The sequence below is a fragment of the Halobacillus amylolyticus genome (genome assembly GCF_022921115.1).
In the GTDB taxonomy this organism is placed as follows: domain Bacteria; phylum Bacillota; class Bacilli; order Bacillales; family Halobacillaceae; genus Halobacillus_A; species Halobacillus_A amylolyticus.
The window spans coordinates 1,897,140-1,910,420 of the sequence record NZ_CP095075.1 but is presented as its reverse complement, the minus strand read 5'-3'; the positions used below and the strand labels follow the sequence as shown (position 1 = coordinate 1,910,420).

The 13,281-nt window shown below is 37.0% G+C and carries 16 protein-coding genes; 12 read left to right on the top strand and 4 right to left on the bottom strand.

Annotated elements, in window-relative coordinates; all coding sequences use genetic code 11:
• The first annotated feature begins 42 nt into the window (after window positions 1–42).
• The 4 genes from MUO15_RS09900 (at window position 43) to MUO15_RS09885 (ending at window position 3,934) form a co-directional block, all read left to right on the top strand.
• Complete coding sequence (locus tag MUO15_RS09900) at window positions 43–813, top strand: DUF817 domain-containing protein (protein WP_245035957.1); 771 nt, start codon at window positions 43–45, stop codon at window positions 811–813.
• Between the two features lie 486 nt (window positions 814–1,299).
• Window positions 1,300–1,845 (top strand): sigma-70 family RNA polymerase sigma factor, encoded by a 546-nt coding sequence (locus tag MUO15_RS09895; protein ID WP_245035494.1) that lies wholly within the window; start codon window positions 1,300–1,302, stop codon window positions 1,843–1,845.
• Window positions 1,814–3,184, top strand: a complete 1,371-nt coding sequence (locus tag MUO15_RS09890) for a DUF4179 domain-containing protein (RefSeq protein ID WP_245035492.1) — start codon at window positions 1,814–1,816, stop codon at window positions 3,182–3,184. The genes MUO15_RS09895 and MUO15_RS09890 overlap by 32 nt, the downstream gene beginning before the upstream one ends.
• Window positions 3,185–3,355: 171 nt before the next feature.
• Window positions 3,356–3,934, top strand: a complete 579-nt coding sequence (locus tag MUO15_RS09885) for a hypothetical protein (protein WP_245035490.1) — start codon at window positions 3,356–3,358, stop codon at window positions 3,932–3,934.
• A 111-nt stretch (window positions 3,935–4,045) separates the two neighbouring features.
• Here the strand turns inward: MUO15_RS09885 and MUO15_RS09880 are convergent, their stop codons facing one another.
• Window positions 4,046–4,492 carry a DUF3888 domain-containing protein gene (locus tag MUO15_RS09880; RefSeq protein ID WP_245035488.1) on the bottom strand — a complete coding sequence of 149 codons (447 nt, stop codon included), beginning with the start codon at window positions 4,490–4,492 and terminating at the stop codon, window positions 4,046–4,048.
• A gap of 272 nt (window positions 4,493–4,764) precedes the next feature.
• Here MUO15_RS09880 and MUO15_RS09875 point away from each other — a divergent pair, with 272 nt between their 5' ends.
• Together MUO15_RS09875 and MUO15_RS09870 are read left to right on the top strand one after the other, a co-directional pair.
• Entirely contained in the window at window positions 4,765–5,070 is a 306-nt protein-coding gene (locus MUO15_RS09875; protein WP_245035486.1) for a hypothetical protein, read from the top strand.
• Window positions 5,071–5,280: 210 nt separating this feature from the next.
• On the top strand, window positions 5,281–5,772 hold the full coding sequence (locus MUO15_RS09870; RefSeq protein WP_245035484.1) for a DinB family protein: 492 nt from the start codon (window positions 5,281–5,283) through the stop codon (window positions 5,770–5,772).
• Between the two features lie 403 nt (window positions 5,773–6,175).
• On the opposite strand, the gene MUO15_RS21940 is transcribed toward MUO15_RS09870, so the two are convergent.
• The 3 genes from MUO15_RS21940 to MUO15_RS09860 are packed head-to-tail and all read right to left on the bottom strand — an operon-like array spanning window position 6,176 to window position 8,394.
• Window positions 6,176–6,793 (bottom strand): GMC oxidoreductase, encoded by a 618-nt coding sequence (locus tag MUO15_RS21940; protein WP_318036217.1) that lies wholly within the window; start codon window positions 6,791–6,793, stop codon window positions 6,176–6,178.
• A gap of 8 nt (window positions 6,794–6,801) precedes the next feature.
• Window positions 6,802–7,794: a GMC family oxidoreductase N-terminal domain-containing protein gene (locus MUO15_RS21935; RefSeq protein ID WP_318036216.1), complete on the bottom strand. Its 993-nt coding sequence runs from the start codon at window positions 7,792–7,794 to the stop codon at window positions 6,802–6,804.
• A 6-nt stretch (window positions 7,795–7,800) separates the two neighbouring features.
• The gene (locus MUO15_RS09860; protein WP_245035482.1) at window positions 7,801–8,394 is read right to left on the bottom strand and encodes a hypothetical protein; all 594 of its coding nucleotides are present in this window, start codon (window positions 8,392–8,394) and stop codon (window positions 7,801–7,803) included.
• A gap of 611 nt (window positions 8,395–9,005) precedes the next feature.
• On the opposite strand from MUO15_RS09860, the gene MUO15_RS09855 reads away from it, so the two are divergent.
• The 6 genes from MUO15_RS09855 to MUO15_RS09830 all read left to right on the top strand — a co-directional run bounded on the left by MUO15_RS09855 (window position 9,006) and on the right by MUO15_RS09830 (window position 13,156).
• On the top strand, window positions 9,006–9,125 hold the full coding sequence (locus tag MUO15_RS09855; protein ID WP_245035480.1) for a DUF3784 domain-containing protein: 120 nt from the start codon (window positions 9,006–9,008) through the stop codon (window positions 9,123–9,125).
• 208 nt (window positions 9,126–9,333) lie between these two features.
• Window positions 9,334–9,552 (top strand): DUF3953 domain-containing protein, encoded by a 219-nt coding sequence (locus MUO15_RS09850; protein ID WP_318036228.1) that lies wholly within the window; start codon window positions 9,334–9,336, stop codon window positions 9,550–9,552.
• A 99-nt stretch (window positions 9,553–9,651) separates the two neighbouring features.
• Window positions 9,652–9,939 carry a hypothetical protein gene (locus tag MUO15_RS09845; RefSeq protein WP_245035478.1) on the top strand — a complete coding sequence of 96 codons (288 nt, stop codon included), beginning with the start codon at window positions 9,652–9,654 and terminating at the stop codon, window positions 9,937–9,939.
• Window positions 9,940–10,562: 623 nt separating this feature from the next.
• A complete protein-coding gene (locus MUO15_RS09840) occupies window positions 10,563–10,781 on the top strand; it encodes a hypothetical protein (protein WP_245035476.1) in 219 nt (72 codons plus the stop codon).
• 200 nt (window positions 10,782–10,981) lie between these two features.
• Window positions 10,982–11,323 (top strand): hypothetical protein, encoded by a 342-nt coding sequence (locus MUO15_RS09835; RefSeq protein WP_245035474.1) that lies wholly within the window; start codon window positions 10,982–10,984, stop codon window positions 11,321–11,323.
• A gap of 459 nt (window positions 11,324–11,782) precedes the next feature.
• Window positions 11,783–13,156, top strand: a complete 1,374-nt coding sequence (locus MUO15_RS09830; RefSeq protein WP_245035472.1) for a sigma-54 interaction domain-containing protein — start codon at window positions 11,783–11,785, stop codon at window positions 13,154–13,156.
• The last annotated feature ends 125 nt before the right edge of the window (window positions 13,157–13,281 follow it).

Genomic DNA, 13,281 nt, shown 5'->3' with positions numbered 1-13,281 from the left:
ATTCAAAAAGATTCTCAGAAAAAAACTTTGAAGGCACAAATCATGAGACCACTAAAACAACTCGTTCGTTTTGGTTGGGAGCAGGCCTTATCGTGTTTGTTTCCTGTCGTTATTTTTGTCTCTTTGGCCTTTACAGAAATCATGTCACTTCCCTTCCTGCCACGGTATGACTGGCTGCTCATCATCTGCCTTCTGATGCAGTGGTGGATGGTGCGTTCTAGGCTTGAAACACGGGATGAACTAAAGGTTATTACAGTATTTCACCTTATTGGACTTGCCCTTGAACTTTTTAAGGTACATATGGGCTCCTGGTCGTATCCAGAGGAAGCATATTCCAAATTTTTTGGAGTGCCTTTGTATAGCGGATTCATGTACGCAAGTGTAGCGAGTTATCTTTGCCAGGCATGGAGGAGATTAAAGGTTGAACTGGTTAAGTGGCCGCCGTTTCTAGTAGTTGTACCTCTTGCAGCTGCAATTTATTTGAATTTTTTCACCCACCATTATTGGATTGATGTCCGCTTTTGGTTATCCGGACTTGTTATTATCGTCTTTTGGCAATCATGGGTCACATACGAGGTTGATGGAACTCGTTACCGCATGCCACTCGCCCTTTCTTTTGTGCTCATCGGTTTTTTTATATGGATAGCCGAAAATATCGCAACGTACTTTGGAGCTTGGGAATATCCATACCAAACCGATGCATGGAGTCTCGTTCATCTAGGAAAGGTGAGTTCATGGCTTTTATTAGTGATTGTTAGCTTTCTTATAGTAGCGACGTTAAAGCAGGTTAAGGGAAGAGCTCCACTAGGATAGGTACTAGTCAATTTTTATAACTGTTAAGAAAGTCGGATCCTTAGTATAGTAAGGAATTCGATTTTTTTAGGTTGAAGTTCTCCTAGCGTAGAATATTCCAAATAAATAAATCAAAAAGGTAACGTTCGTAATCGGGCAGTTTTGTTTATTATCCCGAAACTTTATAGAAGTGTGTTCGTAAAGGAATAGGAGATATCTGTTGGTGTTGGCATTCTTAGAAAATTTGTCAGGACTTTTAATAATGGGTCATTTCGAGATTGTAATACATATTATTTTTATTCAGTTATTGGGTGCTTTCCCTGAGTAAAGAATAGGCGACTGTCTTGCGTAAAAGAGACGCATAGTGGAGTAAAGAAAGAACAAGATATGAGCGTGCTAAACTGAGTGAGTTAGCACGTATTTTTTATTGCAATGGCATTTTTCACAAATTAAAAAACTTGAAACTTTTCAACACAAATTCTTCTCTAATGGTAAAGGAGGGTGAGAATGAGGCATTTAAAATTAATAAAAAAAGCTAAAGCAGGAAACAAAGAAGCATTTGAAAAGCTTCTTTCGCTATATAGCGACCGATTATACCGAACTGCGTATCTTTATGCAGGTAATCGCGAAGATGCATTGGATATTGTACAAGAAACCTCTTATAAGGCATTCCTAGCCATTGGTAAATTAAAAGAGAATACATATTTTTTAACATGGCTGACAAGGATTCTTATCAATAGTGCTTATGATTTGAAGAAAAAGCAGAAGAAAGATATCCCACTTGAATATGTCAGTGATTTACCCTCAAACAAAAACCAAAGCACGGTTGAACATATTGATTTAGTAAGGGCCGTAAATGGCTTGCGAGATACTTACCGTGACGCGATTATCCTGTTTTACTATCATGACCTTCCAATTAAAGAGATTTCTAAAATCATGGACATTCCCGAGAATACGGTGAAAACATACCTTCAAAGAGGCAAGAAACAATTGAAGACTATTCTGGAAGGGGTGGGATGCAATGAAGGAAAAGCTATTTCGAGAAAAATATGAAGAGATTGAAATACCTAAAGAAGATGTTAATGAGGCGATCCGAAAAGGTATTCGAAAAGTGGATGAGGGTTCGAAACCTAAAAAAAAGGTGAGTCGAACAAGAAAATTTATTATATCGACCGCAGCAGCTATTACGTTACTGTCTTCTAGCTTTATTGTGCCCTCTGTATCTCATGTCATGGCTGACGTGCCATTAGTAGGGAAAATATATATGGGTTTTAATGATTTAGTTGGGAGAAACTTGGCTTCCCAGCAACTTATTACCAAGCTAAATGAAACAGCTAGTCATGGTGGGATAGATGTTACTGTTACGAGTGCTTATTATGATGGGGCTGTGATTGGTGTTACCTTTGATGTAACTGGTGACGTTAATCCGAATCAGAGGGGAAAACTTACTGGATTTTATGAAATATTCAATGGAGATAAGGCTATTGCAGATAGTAAAGAACTCGTTCATATGGAACAAACAGATAATGGATTTACGGGGCAAATCCAGTTGCACTTTCCAGGAGAAAAGTTACCTGCTGACACGACATTTCCTTTAGAATTTCTAGAAATTGGAGATGAAGACGGAGTGTGGAAGTTTGATGTTCCGATTAAACAACTGCCTAATGAAACTGTAATGGTTGACAAGGAAAGTAGCAATAAACAAGCAAATGTAAAGGTTTATTTCGATTCAATTATAGCAGGAAAGGCTTCAACAGCAATTGATTATACAGCAATTTTTCCAGCTGAGGCTGAGAACGATCAGGTTCGATTAGAAGCTTATGATGATCATGGGAATACGGTCCACATTTCGATGGACGGTATCGATTTAGAGAAAACAAAAGAGAACAACCAAGTGATTGTAAAAGGAAGAAGTATTGTTCCGCAAGAGCTTAAAGGGAAAACCGATTATATTGAAATACACCCAAAGGTAGCATTACAAACAGAAGATCAGTTTGTGAAGTTAAATCAAAAAACACCAGTTCAAATAAGTTCTCCTCGACAAGATCACTCGATAAATCTGGAGAGTATAAATAAGAAGGACAATAAGCTGGTTATAGATTTTCAAATCAATGAGGGAAAAGAAAAAAATAAAAAAAACCATTTCTATAAGGATGTAGCACGGCATGATGTGACTCTCGTTAAGGAATCAGAAAAGGATATTTATAAAAAACCGATAGATCATTCTATAAAAGTTTTAAGTGAGGGTGATTTACGCTTTAGAAGCACTTTTGATCTTAGTTCTTTAGGCAAATTTAATTCAAACGATTACGTCATAAGAGTTAGCTTAGGTACTTTGAGCAGCAATATACCTGTAAAATTAGAACCAGTAAAAATCGATTTGAGAGAGTAAATATATAAATAGTAAATTTATTTGTGAAACGGGCGCATTGCGGAACAAGGGATTGCGCCTGTTTTAATGGAATAAAGTATTGAGTTAACACCATATTTTGAAATAATTGGTGTTAAATATTAGAGGCCGTTATCTGGAATAAGATTTAGAGTAATTTAGGGAGGGTTAAAATTGATCAGGTTAATTAGCATAGCCCTCATTGTTATTGTCTCATTAGTGTTAATTACCTGGGGTCTTGTATCTGATTTTGAACTTGGAAAATATGATGATTTTCAAGAAGCAATTGAAAAAGGTATCCCCTATGAAGTCAACACTGTTCTACATAGTGAAGAACACGAGGGTGTAACTATTATTATGTACATAATTGAACCGGATAAAGATGAATTGCCTAATGAAAATTATGAAGCACTTGCAGTAGCTTTCTTTAAAGGTAACAATGAAGAAGGATGGGAAAACATTGGTCAACATGGGTGGACGCATTATGTTAACGAAAATATGACAGTTTATACTGAGTCTCTGCGTGAGCATGATAAAACAGGAAACGAGCTACATGAATTTTATGTGGTGTTCGGTAAAGTGAATAATGATGAAATAGTAAAAGTAGATACTAAATCCAAGAAAGAAGATGGATTTGAAAGAGCTGAAATTATTACAAAACATGGAAAGCGTTATTACTTTAAAATTGGCAAGGAAGTTATTGTTAGAGGTTTATCCGAAAGTGGAGATGTTATTGACAGGCAAGGTGGATAATATAAGAATTGCTCCATAATGGGCGCATTTTTACAGCGAGACCCCAAATACTCCGAGTAAAGGGTTTTAGGTACCTTTAATCGGAGTAAAGTTCAGAATGCAGTGTCTATACTACTCATTTTTTGGTTCACTATGGTCATAACTTAACATTTTTATTTTAGGTTCTAAATTTGCATCTTGTTGGACACCGAAGGTTATTGTATCGGTCCCTAATACTTTGTCTTTTTGAGGTTGAACTGTAAACTTTACTACATAGGCAAATTGTTGCTTTTTGCCATTATGGACATACTCCAATACATGACCTTTTTCGGTTTGATCTACCTCAACAACATCATAATCTTTGTCCCACCAGTTATATTGATAGTTTATTGAGTCCTCCTTATAATAATTGGCGACTGCATCATCAATCTCCTGATTAAAAAGGTCTAATAAGAGTTGATCTACGGCTTGTTCCTGTCCCTTTGTATCGTGATTATTAGAACTTTGAGCGTGAGTCGTCATGATATTGACGTTCAGTGCTAATAAGGCAACCATGCATGCATAAACTACTTTTTTCATGTTTTTCCCTCCTGAAAAATAACAAATCTTCTATAAAAATTCTCCTTAAAAGTAATATTTGTTAGCCGTATGATTTTAATACAGTGGATTTTGAGCTTTATTACCTTAACGTTGTTAAAATCGGAGTAAAATTTTTTGATGGTATTCTAAGCAAAGGATAATATTCAGCAAAAGATTCGTAATTCTTGAATAACGAACTGTTAATAATAATGAAATCTTATATGGAATTAAGCGTATTTAAAAGAGAGGCTTTTTATACGAGGTGGGATTTAATGAGGTTAGTGAGGTTTTTAAGTGACTTGGCAAGCATTATTTCTTTTTCACCATTTATAACTGAAGTAACGGGAGAGAGAATAGGTGAAAATCTTAAATATCTTAAAAGAAATGAATGGTTTCAAAAATATCTTAATAACGATGAATCTAGAAAGTTGATCGTTTCTGACAAATATGTTCGTAATGAGATTGGAAAATTGAATACGAAGAGTATTAAAAGAAATCCTTACAAGAATAAATATCAAAAGTACGTACGCAAAGTGTTACAAAAGAAGTCCCAAAATATTGAGATTATATCGGGGTGAGAGAGCTGATGATCAATGTAAGTCTTCAACTTTATCTTTCTTTAAGAATGGACGCGTTTCTGTAGGAAGAATTGCAATCTTCATTGTTCATTTGGCCAGTTTATTGCATAGTATTAACGGAAAGAGAACTGTTAAAAAGTGGTCGATGGAGAGTCGACGATATGCTATTCCCTCACAAATCAGAATTGATTTTTTAGGAGTGTGGAATCAATGAATGTATTGAAGAAACAGTATGACTGGATTCAGCACACTAGGGAAGAACTGTTTCAATATTGTGAAAAACCAACTACAGAACATTACACTTACGAACTTGATAAATTCGGACGGAACTCTATGCGAAACCTACATGTACACGTTGCGGAATGTTATCAATCCTGGTTGGGTAATTTTGGCCTTAGAAAAGGGCTCACTTTGGTAACACCTGACCGAGTGAGAAACGTGAAAGACATGCGACGGATTTTTAAAGAGGTAGATAATCTTGTTTACGAATTTCTTGAGGACTTTGAAGGGCAGTGGAACCTTAGTATTACCGGCCCTGTTCCATGGCAAGATGAAAAGGAAGAACTCACACCCCTCTGGCTCTATACACATGCGGCTACTCATGAATTTCATCACAAAGGGCAAATCGTGTCAATGGGCAGGCAATTGGGTTACATACCTGATGATACGGATCTGATTGAGCCGGGGAAAATCGATGGGTGATTGTGGAATGACGCGAAACGTATTAAACAAGTATCACTCTTATTTGTTTTCCTGTATATAGTAATCTAAAACTGGCCACTAAAGTCAGAGAGTTACTCAATAATGTTACAAAAATCCACGGGTCTTCTATAGAATAAGGTTCGCCATGAAAATTGAGAGTGGATAAAAACTGCTGAAGGAAAACCCAACCTCTCACCATTTGGAAAAGGATGATCAACGTACCGTACATAAACAAAAGTTGATTTTTTTAATCCCAAATCGGAGGTTAATTACAATACAAATAGCTTCCTAAAGAAGCTATTTGATTAAATCCGTTATTGAGTTTCGGGAAGATACACTTTTTTATATCAAAAGTATTTTTTATAGATTTTCTCAGCAGTCCTTATAGCTAAAGCTTGAGTTGTTAGAGTTGGATTTGACCCCCCAGCCCATTACTTAGGACACTATTATCCGCTATGAATAATCGGCTAACCTGAAATGATTCACAGTTTTGATCTACGACATAGCCCATTCTCATTGTACTCATTATGTGAATCATCAAGCCATCTGGCCAATCTGAATGGACCACTTTTCTCGCCCCAGCTTGAAGGAGGATGTCTGCTGCTATCTTCACCAATTCCCTCTTTTTTCTTCGAGTGTTCCTTGTCGGAGCATAACGTATCGATGGGATAGCTCCATTTTCATCAAGGGTGGCGGGTAAAACAGAGACACTGTTATTCCTATCAATTTCATCGTCCGTTACAATTAAGATATTCAATGAACTTTTATATTCTGCCATTAACTCTATTAATTCTTTTCCAAAAACCCGCCCTTTTTTAAACGAGTTATTAGTTTCTGACTTACCTAATGCGTAAGTAAAGCTCGCCATTAACCCTGGGCTAGTTCCAATCACTTGAATGGAGCCTAAACCAGGAAAGTCTAGCCTAGCACCGGATGTATGACCGGTAAATGGATTTACATCAGTGCTCCCTAATATAGGGAGCAGTTCCTTTTCTTTAAAAACTCCAGTAATCATATCCATGTTATGATTTACAATTCCTTTGCCAACCCATTGGTTAAAAGGCAAGGAGGAATTGATCCACAGCCGGGGGTTTCAATCGCCCCGGCTGCTACAATGATACAGTCGGCAAATAATTCGTCCCTTTCACCAGTCCATGTATTTCTTATTTTCACTCCAATTGCCCTTATTCCTACTTTAGGGTGGTTTTCAGTAATCACTTCATATGAGAATGTATTAGGTCGGATCTCCACATTGCCGGTATTTAAAGCTAAGGGTACATAGCTGACATTCGTGGAGCGTTTAGCAATTTTTGCAACAGATGGTCCATGGGGGCAGCCATTTATACAATGGCCCGCAAGTGTACAACCTTCCATCCATGAAAGCTGCTCTTCAGAGTAGGCTGGATTAAGAAGGTTTGCATTGGGTGGCAAAATCGCATTGGGCTGGGGACGATATCCGGGGGATACAACATTGAGAGTAGCTAAAAGATTCCAGCCAGCTTTTTTTGCTCCAAAATAAAATAATTCTTCCTTAGAAGTAGTGGGGGCGAATTCGACTGGTAACTCAGCTTCAACTTTCTCGTAAAATGGAATCAGTTCACGGTAGGTTAGAGGCCATTCTCCATCAATAGCAGATGGAAATGCACGGGGAGAGTTTGCTAGATAGTGCTGAGTAGAACCACCCACTCCCGAATTTTGCCACACAAAACCTCTTTGCTGATATGATCGATTCCAGGGGGGATTTTCCTGATTAGCAGGCCCCCAACGTAGTCTTCCTGCTATTAGATCATTCATATTATTTTCTAATTTATCGTAACTCTCCCTGAAGAGGTTGACATCTAAATCATCGGGACTCCTGCTACAAACTTCGCCTTTTTCGGTATTTGGACTAGGCCATTTCCTATTTCCATACCACGGTCCCGCTTCCAGCACAAGAACATGTAGCCCAAGTTCTCCTAGTTCCTTAGCTATTACGGCCCCGCCACCGCCTGCCCCGATTACAATCACGTCCTGTTTTCGCATATAAAATCACTCCGGTTCTAAGTCTCTCATCTTTAATAAAAAACCTCTAAAATCTCGATAACCAAAAGAAGGTCCGGGATATCCCGTATAGGCCCAGCTTACTGGATAGGTGCGAAGGTGCCTGAAACTGGGTGGGTTATAGCGGGTGTCAGCATACCCGTACCATTCAGAATAGTAGCCAAAGAAAGTTAGTTGATATAAAGAATCGATCATTATCTGTAAAAGAGTGGGGTTATTCTTATAAGGAATAGGAAGAGTATCGAGAGGAACCTCTAGATTTTCTAAACGGGTGATGGCCTTTAACCTGTCATTCCTGGATAAAGTTGAAAATAGTCCTTTGTAGATATGTGGATAACGTTCCTTATATTCGTATATAACTGAAAGGTCCAGAAGTTGAGAGGTCTCGCTTGATAATGGCGTTGGCAAGTTGTCAAAAGACATGAGCAGGTACTTCCAAATAGACAAATCCAATGCACCATATTGGAATGTCCATCCAGATGGGAATGTCATCAAACTAGATGGAATAAGCGCATCAACAACAGCCATAAAGTTTAATCGAGTGGTGTATGGACATTTAATGGACTTAGATGATGGTACCATAGTACACCTCCTCGTACCTGTTAAGGATAATAACATTGGGAATATTCTATTTTAGAGCCTCTGGAGACGGAATATGATTAAATTCGAAAATTAACCTTTTTAAACGGGTGCTTTAGTTTTTAGATTAGCCGTTTTGAGTGTCGCGAAAAATTTCTTATCAGTCTAATGTTTAATTTTAGGTAAGTTACCATTACCATGAAACTTCGACCTGTTCGTCATCGTATAAAAAGGAAGAGTCAAAAATAAAACGGAGCTGAATTTAAATAGAACACTACGGATTTTGGAATAAACTTACAATCACTATGGCATTCGTTCTTTTTCTCGTGACTGTGATTCCAGCTATTCTTCGCCGCAAAATCGGGCTGATAAAAAGAAGTGGTTCTCGTATAATCATCTTAATGACTTTTCATAAAAAAGACGATTGGGCATTACGCATAAATTTTGGGGTCGCTATTATAGTGAGCACGCTCATATTTTCAACTAAACCGCTTATTTTATTTTTTGTATCTTGTCTTTTTGCGGTGAGTCAATTGGGTTTTTAGGCATATTTTGAATGGAATCGAAAAAAATCATAAAGTATCGCTAGTCGAAATTGGTTTGGGGTGTTGTAATTGGATTATTTCTTGTGGTTAGGAGTTTTCTTAATCAATGGGAAAGGTTCCTCCTTAATTGCAGGTTATAATACGTTGCCAAAAGAAGAAAAAGAGAAGTATGATACTGTTGCTTTCTGAAAAGTTTATGGGGAAAATGATGTTTGCTCTGTCGTTCAGTATGATGTTTTTGGCTATTTGACATTAAACCAGTAAGAGAACACGTGGGAGTGTCCAAGTGACTTTTTATAACGAAAGGATTGAGTTAAACGATTAAGGTTTGAAGTAATTAGTATTATTTAAAAGAATTTTACATTTCAGGGGGAGTAGCTTGTTAAAAATTAGTAGAATGATCTTATCGATACTTGTTATTGCTATATCTGGTTATACATTAATAACTGGAAATTTGAAATTATCGCCAATAATGACATTGTTTTTAGGGGGATTAATGTTAGTAATGGGGCTAGAAGAGTTAAATAAAAGTCGAAAGTCATTCCTGGGCTATATGTTCGTTATGGTGTGTCTTTTTTTATTTTATGTTTCAACCCAGGGCTTCTTATTAAATTGAAATTAGCGGTTCGCATTAGTTTTGCTACATAAACCACCACACTTATCGGACAAAAAGGGGATATCGTCGAAGAGATGTTAATAGAAAGGGGTAGAGGTAATGAAATCCTTCATACATATAGCAAATGTAATTTTCTTAGTAGGCTTAATAGTCTTTGGGCTCTTTCTTTACTTTGGATTGAAATTTGTTACACAATCAGATCCTTATACCGGGGAATATCTATTTATCGCTACTCTATTCGTTATTTGGGGAGCGTTTTACTATTTTCAATTAAGACTAGGGTCGATTAAAGGATTTTCTTTATTATTATGTATTGAAGTGTGCTTTTTATTTTTATGGATCTTCGTTCTAGACAGTGTTTTATTTCTAGAATACATATTTGAATAATAATTGAGGGGCTATAGTGGGTTTTAAGGAGACTAGTTTGAGGCTGATTCTGGTCCATGTAGATCTGGGTGCTTAGCACAGCTGTTTTTTCTTAAATTAAATAGGAATAAGATTCTTAAGCAAAGGGTCAGATAATTGAAGAGCTCTTAAGTGATTAAATGAATATTTATGATAAGTAGAATGCGGATTGTGGAGATGTTCTTAAACGCTAACGTGGCGGTTTTGTTCAAGAAGAAAATTAAGAAGGAGAGAGAATTAATGGGGTGGCTATTGGTATCAGCCATAGTGTTTATGGTCGGTTTATATTTTGTAACTATTGGTCTATGGGAATTAAGAGAAGGTAAGAATAGAACAAGTTATATGGTTCATATGTTAATTGGATTATTTTTGATATTCGTCCTTCCCCACATAATGCAATTACAAAAATTCATAAGTTAGTACGTTCTTTTTATAAGGGGGCTTTTCCGAAATAAGTATTGCACCCTTGTTCTGCTAAAGGGGCACAATTTACGAATAAGATCGGGTTTTTTTCTGTTTACTGTTATTTACGTATTATAGTAATTAAATTAGAGTAACATTAGGGAATTTTGGTTAATGGGGATGGTGTTTTGGAAAAATTTCTTGTGAAAACCGGTGTATATGGTTTTATTTGCTCGCTTGCTATTGGAATATTATTCATCGATAAAACCGTAACGGTTCCTGCTTTAAACGGGAGTTATACAGGATATGAAAAAGATTTGACTGAATATGTCCTTGAAGTGCTGCGTTTTTCAATAAAAATAACAATCGTACTGACCGTATTAGCTCTGTTATATAAGTTGTATCGAAAATATAAGCATTAAACTGATCGGAATTGAGTTTACATACGGTGCCTTCCAGTTTGATAATTGTTTACTTTGATCCAATGGTCTTCCTTTACTTGTTCAGCATATAAGGAAGTCGTTCGTCTTGTTTTAAAAGAGGGCGATTGTTACATAAAGTAGTTGCCTTATCCATACTTAAGTATTAGGCAGTAATATGATGGATTTTTTGGGAGGATTCTATGAAACAAAGAGCAGTTAGTCTATCTTTAATATTTTTAGGAATTTGCATTTTGGTAGGAGCGTGGATGGTTTCTACCTCAATAAACAATGAGGATAAGTCCCAGAAGGAATTAAACCAAGTTAAAGTGGTCACAGATACGAATAAACAATTGATGGGCCATTTAGAACTAGGAGAATACTTAGGGATAAATGAAGAGCAATTAGCCAAATTACTACCCAAAAAAGACGGTAACGTTACAAAAAGTAAAATTCCATACATACAGATTGGCTATGAATATTATTATCCCGTCAAAGCAATAGATAAATGGTTAACTGAAATGGAAAGTGAAACATTCAGATGAATTAATGTTCCATTAAGAAGCGCTTTTTCGAAACAGGAAAGGCGTTTTTTAAATGGAATAAAGGAATGAGTTTAGTGGTGGATTTTGAAATAAATTGAGTTAAAAGCGTCTGACCCCCGGTTCGTTAACGCTTCGGGGGTCAGGCACACTAGCCATATTTTAGCCTATGGAGACTGAATATAATTAAATTCGAAAATTAATCTTCTAAACTAACTGGTGCTTCGTTATATAATATTCTTCCGCACTCGGGTATTTTCTTGAACAGGGGGCATCGAACCACTTTGATAAGCTTCCCTTTCTAATTAAAAAAGTATTTGGAGTTTAGTGGTTTTTCCATTTGTATCAAGCGGTCGTGATGCCTAGAAGGGTTAATTCCTATATTTTCTTGATTCTAAAAGCCCTCAACATGATATGATAATAATAGAATAGTCTGAAAAATTATATCTGGGGGAGTGTTGAGTGGCTGAGGGATCTCGTAAAAACGACTTTTATAAAAAAAATTATACCGATTGGCTGGAAGAAACCATTGACTCCATTAATGATGGGATCTTAGTGATCGATTCACAGGGCATTGTACAGTTTGTTAATACAGAATATACCAACATTACAGGTGTGCAACCAGAAGCGATTGTCGGCAAGCCTTTAAGAGATGTGCGCAAAGGGGCGATCCTACCGAAGGCTTTAAGGGACGGCAAGCGAAGAGCAGGAATCTACCGCAGGGAAGGGCAAATCGAATATGTAATCGATACAGCACCTGTGTACAAACACGGAGAAATTGTTGGGGCAGTGTCTGTTTGTAAAAGCTTAAATGAGGTTCATTTTCTCACGAAAGAGCTTAAACGTAGTAAGGAACGATTGGCTAGACTGGAGAACACCGTTGGTCATATGTATCAAACTAAGTATACGTTTAGTGATATTATCGGGAAAGATAGCGGGTTAAAGGATACCGTAGAACTGGCAAAAAAAGCAGCGTATGCTAATTTAAACATCTTAATTCAAGGAGAGAGCGGCACGGGAAAAGAGTTGTTCGCCCAGGCAATTCATAGTGAAGGCCCTCGTTCAAAGTTTCCTTTTATTCCTGTTAACTGTGCTGCAATCCCGGCCGAACTTCTTGAAAGCGAATTGTTTGGTTATGAGGAAGGGTCGTTTACTAGTTCTAAAAAGGGTGGGAAGGTCGGTCTCTTTGAACTGTCTAATTATGGTACGCTTTTCCTTGATGAAATAGGAGATTTGCCTTTTGAACTTCAGGCGAAGCTACTCCGTGTATTGCAAGAAGGAAGAGTTCGTAAAGTCGGCGGTCTCAACGAACAGGAAATCGATGTTCAAGTGATTACGGCAACAAATAAAGATTTAGGGAAATTGGTGGAGAAGAAGCGGTTTAGAGAAGATTTATATTATCGGCTGAATGGTGTTCCGATTAAGATCTCTCCATTGCGTGAGAGGAAAAAGGACATTCTGTTACTAATTAATGATTTGATTGACCAAGCAGGGACAACACAGGCCATTCGCTTTACAGAAGAAACACGTCAAATTCTTAGTCAGTACGATTGGCCAGGGAACACACGTGAGCTATTTAATACGGTTCACTATGCTCTTAGTATGACTGAAACGAATGATATTGAACCACAGCACTTACCAGAAGTCATTTGCAAGCATGGATCCATAACGAATATTTATTCTCATCAGAGCCTTAAAGAAATTATAAAAAACACAGAACAAGAGGTCATCAGGCAAACGATAAAATCCTGTGGAGATACACTTGATGGTAAAAAGATGGCTGCGCAACAATTAGGTATTTCTTTGGCAACCCTCTATAATAAAATGGGCAAATGAGTTCTAAAAAACTGGAATACAGTTCTATTTTTTTAGAATTAATTGATAGCGCTTACAATAGTGGTGATTATGAAGATTAAAATATACTGGACTTATAATTTCTTAGAAATATAAAATATTCGAGC

What these genes read in the sequence shown, in the direction of transcription:
- MUO15_RS09900 (WP_245035957.1), top strand. Translation starts at nt 43, where the DNA reads ATGAGACCACTAAAACAACTCGTTCGTTTTGGTTGGGAGCAGGCCTTA.
- MUO15_RS09895 (WP_245035494.1), top strand. Translation starts at nt 1,300, where the DNA reads ATGAGGCATTTAAAATTAATAAAAAAAGCTAAAGCAGGAAACAAAGAA.
- MUO15_RS09890 (WP_245035492.1), top strand. Translation starts at nt 1,814, where the DNA reads ATGAAGGAAAAGCTATTTCGAGAAAAATATGAAGAGATTGAAATACCT.
- MUO15_RS09880 (WP_245035488.1), bottom strand. Translation starts at nt 4,492, where the DNA reads ATGAAAAAAGTAGTTTATGCATGCATGGTTGCCTTATTAGCACTGAAC.
- MUO15_RS09875 (WP_245035486.1), top strand. Translation starts at nt 4,765, where the DNA reads ATGAGGTTAGTGAGGTTTTTAAGTGACTTGGCAAGCATTATTTCTTTT.
- MUO15_RS09870 (WP_245035484.1), top strand. Translation starts at nt 5,281, where the DNA reads ATGAATGTATTGAAGAAACAGTATGACTGGATTCAGCACACTAGGGAA.
- MUO15_RS21940 (WP_318036217.1), bottom strand. Translation starts at nt 6,793, where the DNA reads ATGGATATGATTACTGGAGTTTTTAAAGAAAAGGAACTGCTCCCTATA.
- MUO15_RS21935 (WP_318036216.1), bottom strand. Translation starts at nt 7,794, where the DNA reads ATGCGAAAACAGGACGTGATTGTAATCGGGGCAGGCGGTGGCGGGGCC.
- MUO15_RS09860 (WP_245035482.1), bottom strand. Translation starts at nt 8,394, where the DNA reads ATGGTACCATCATCTAAGTCCATTAAATGTCCATACACCACTCGATTA.
- MUO15_RS09850 (WP_318036228.1), top strand. Translation starts at nt 9,334, where the DNA reads ATGATCTTATCGATACTTGTTATTGCTATATCTGGTTATACATTAATA.
- MUO15_RS09845 (WP_245035478.1), top strand. Translation starts at nt 9,652, where the DNA reads ATGAAATCCTTCATACATATAGCAAATGTAATTTTCTTAGTAGGCTTA.
- MUO15_RS09835 (WP_245035474.1), top strand. Translation starts at nt 10,982, where the DNA reads ATGAAACAAAGAGCAGTTAGTCTATCTTTAATATTTTTAGGAATTTGC.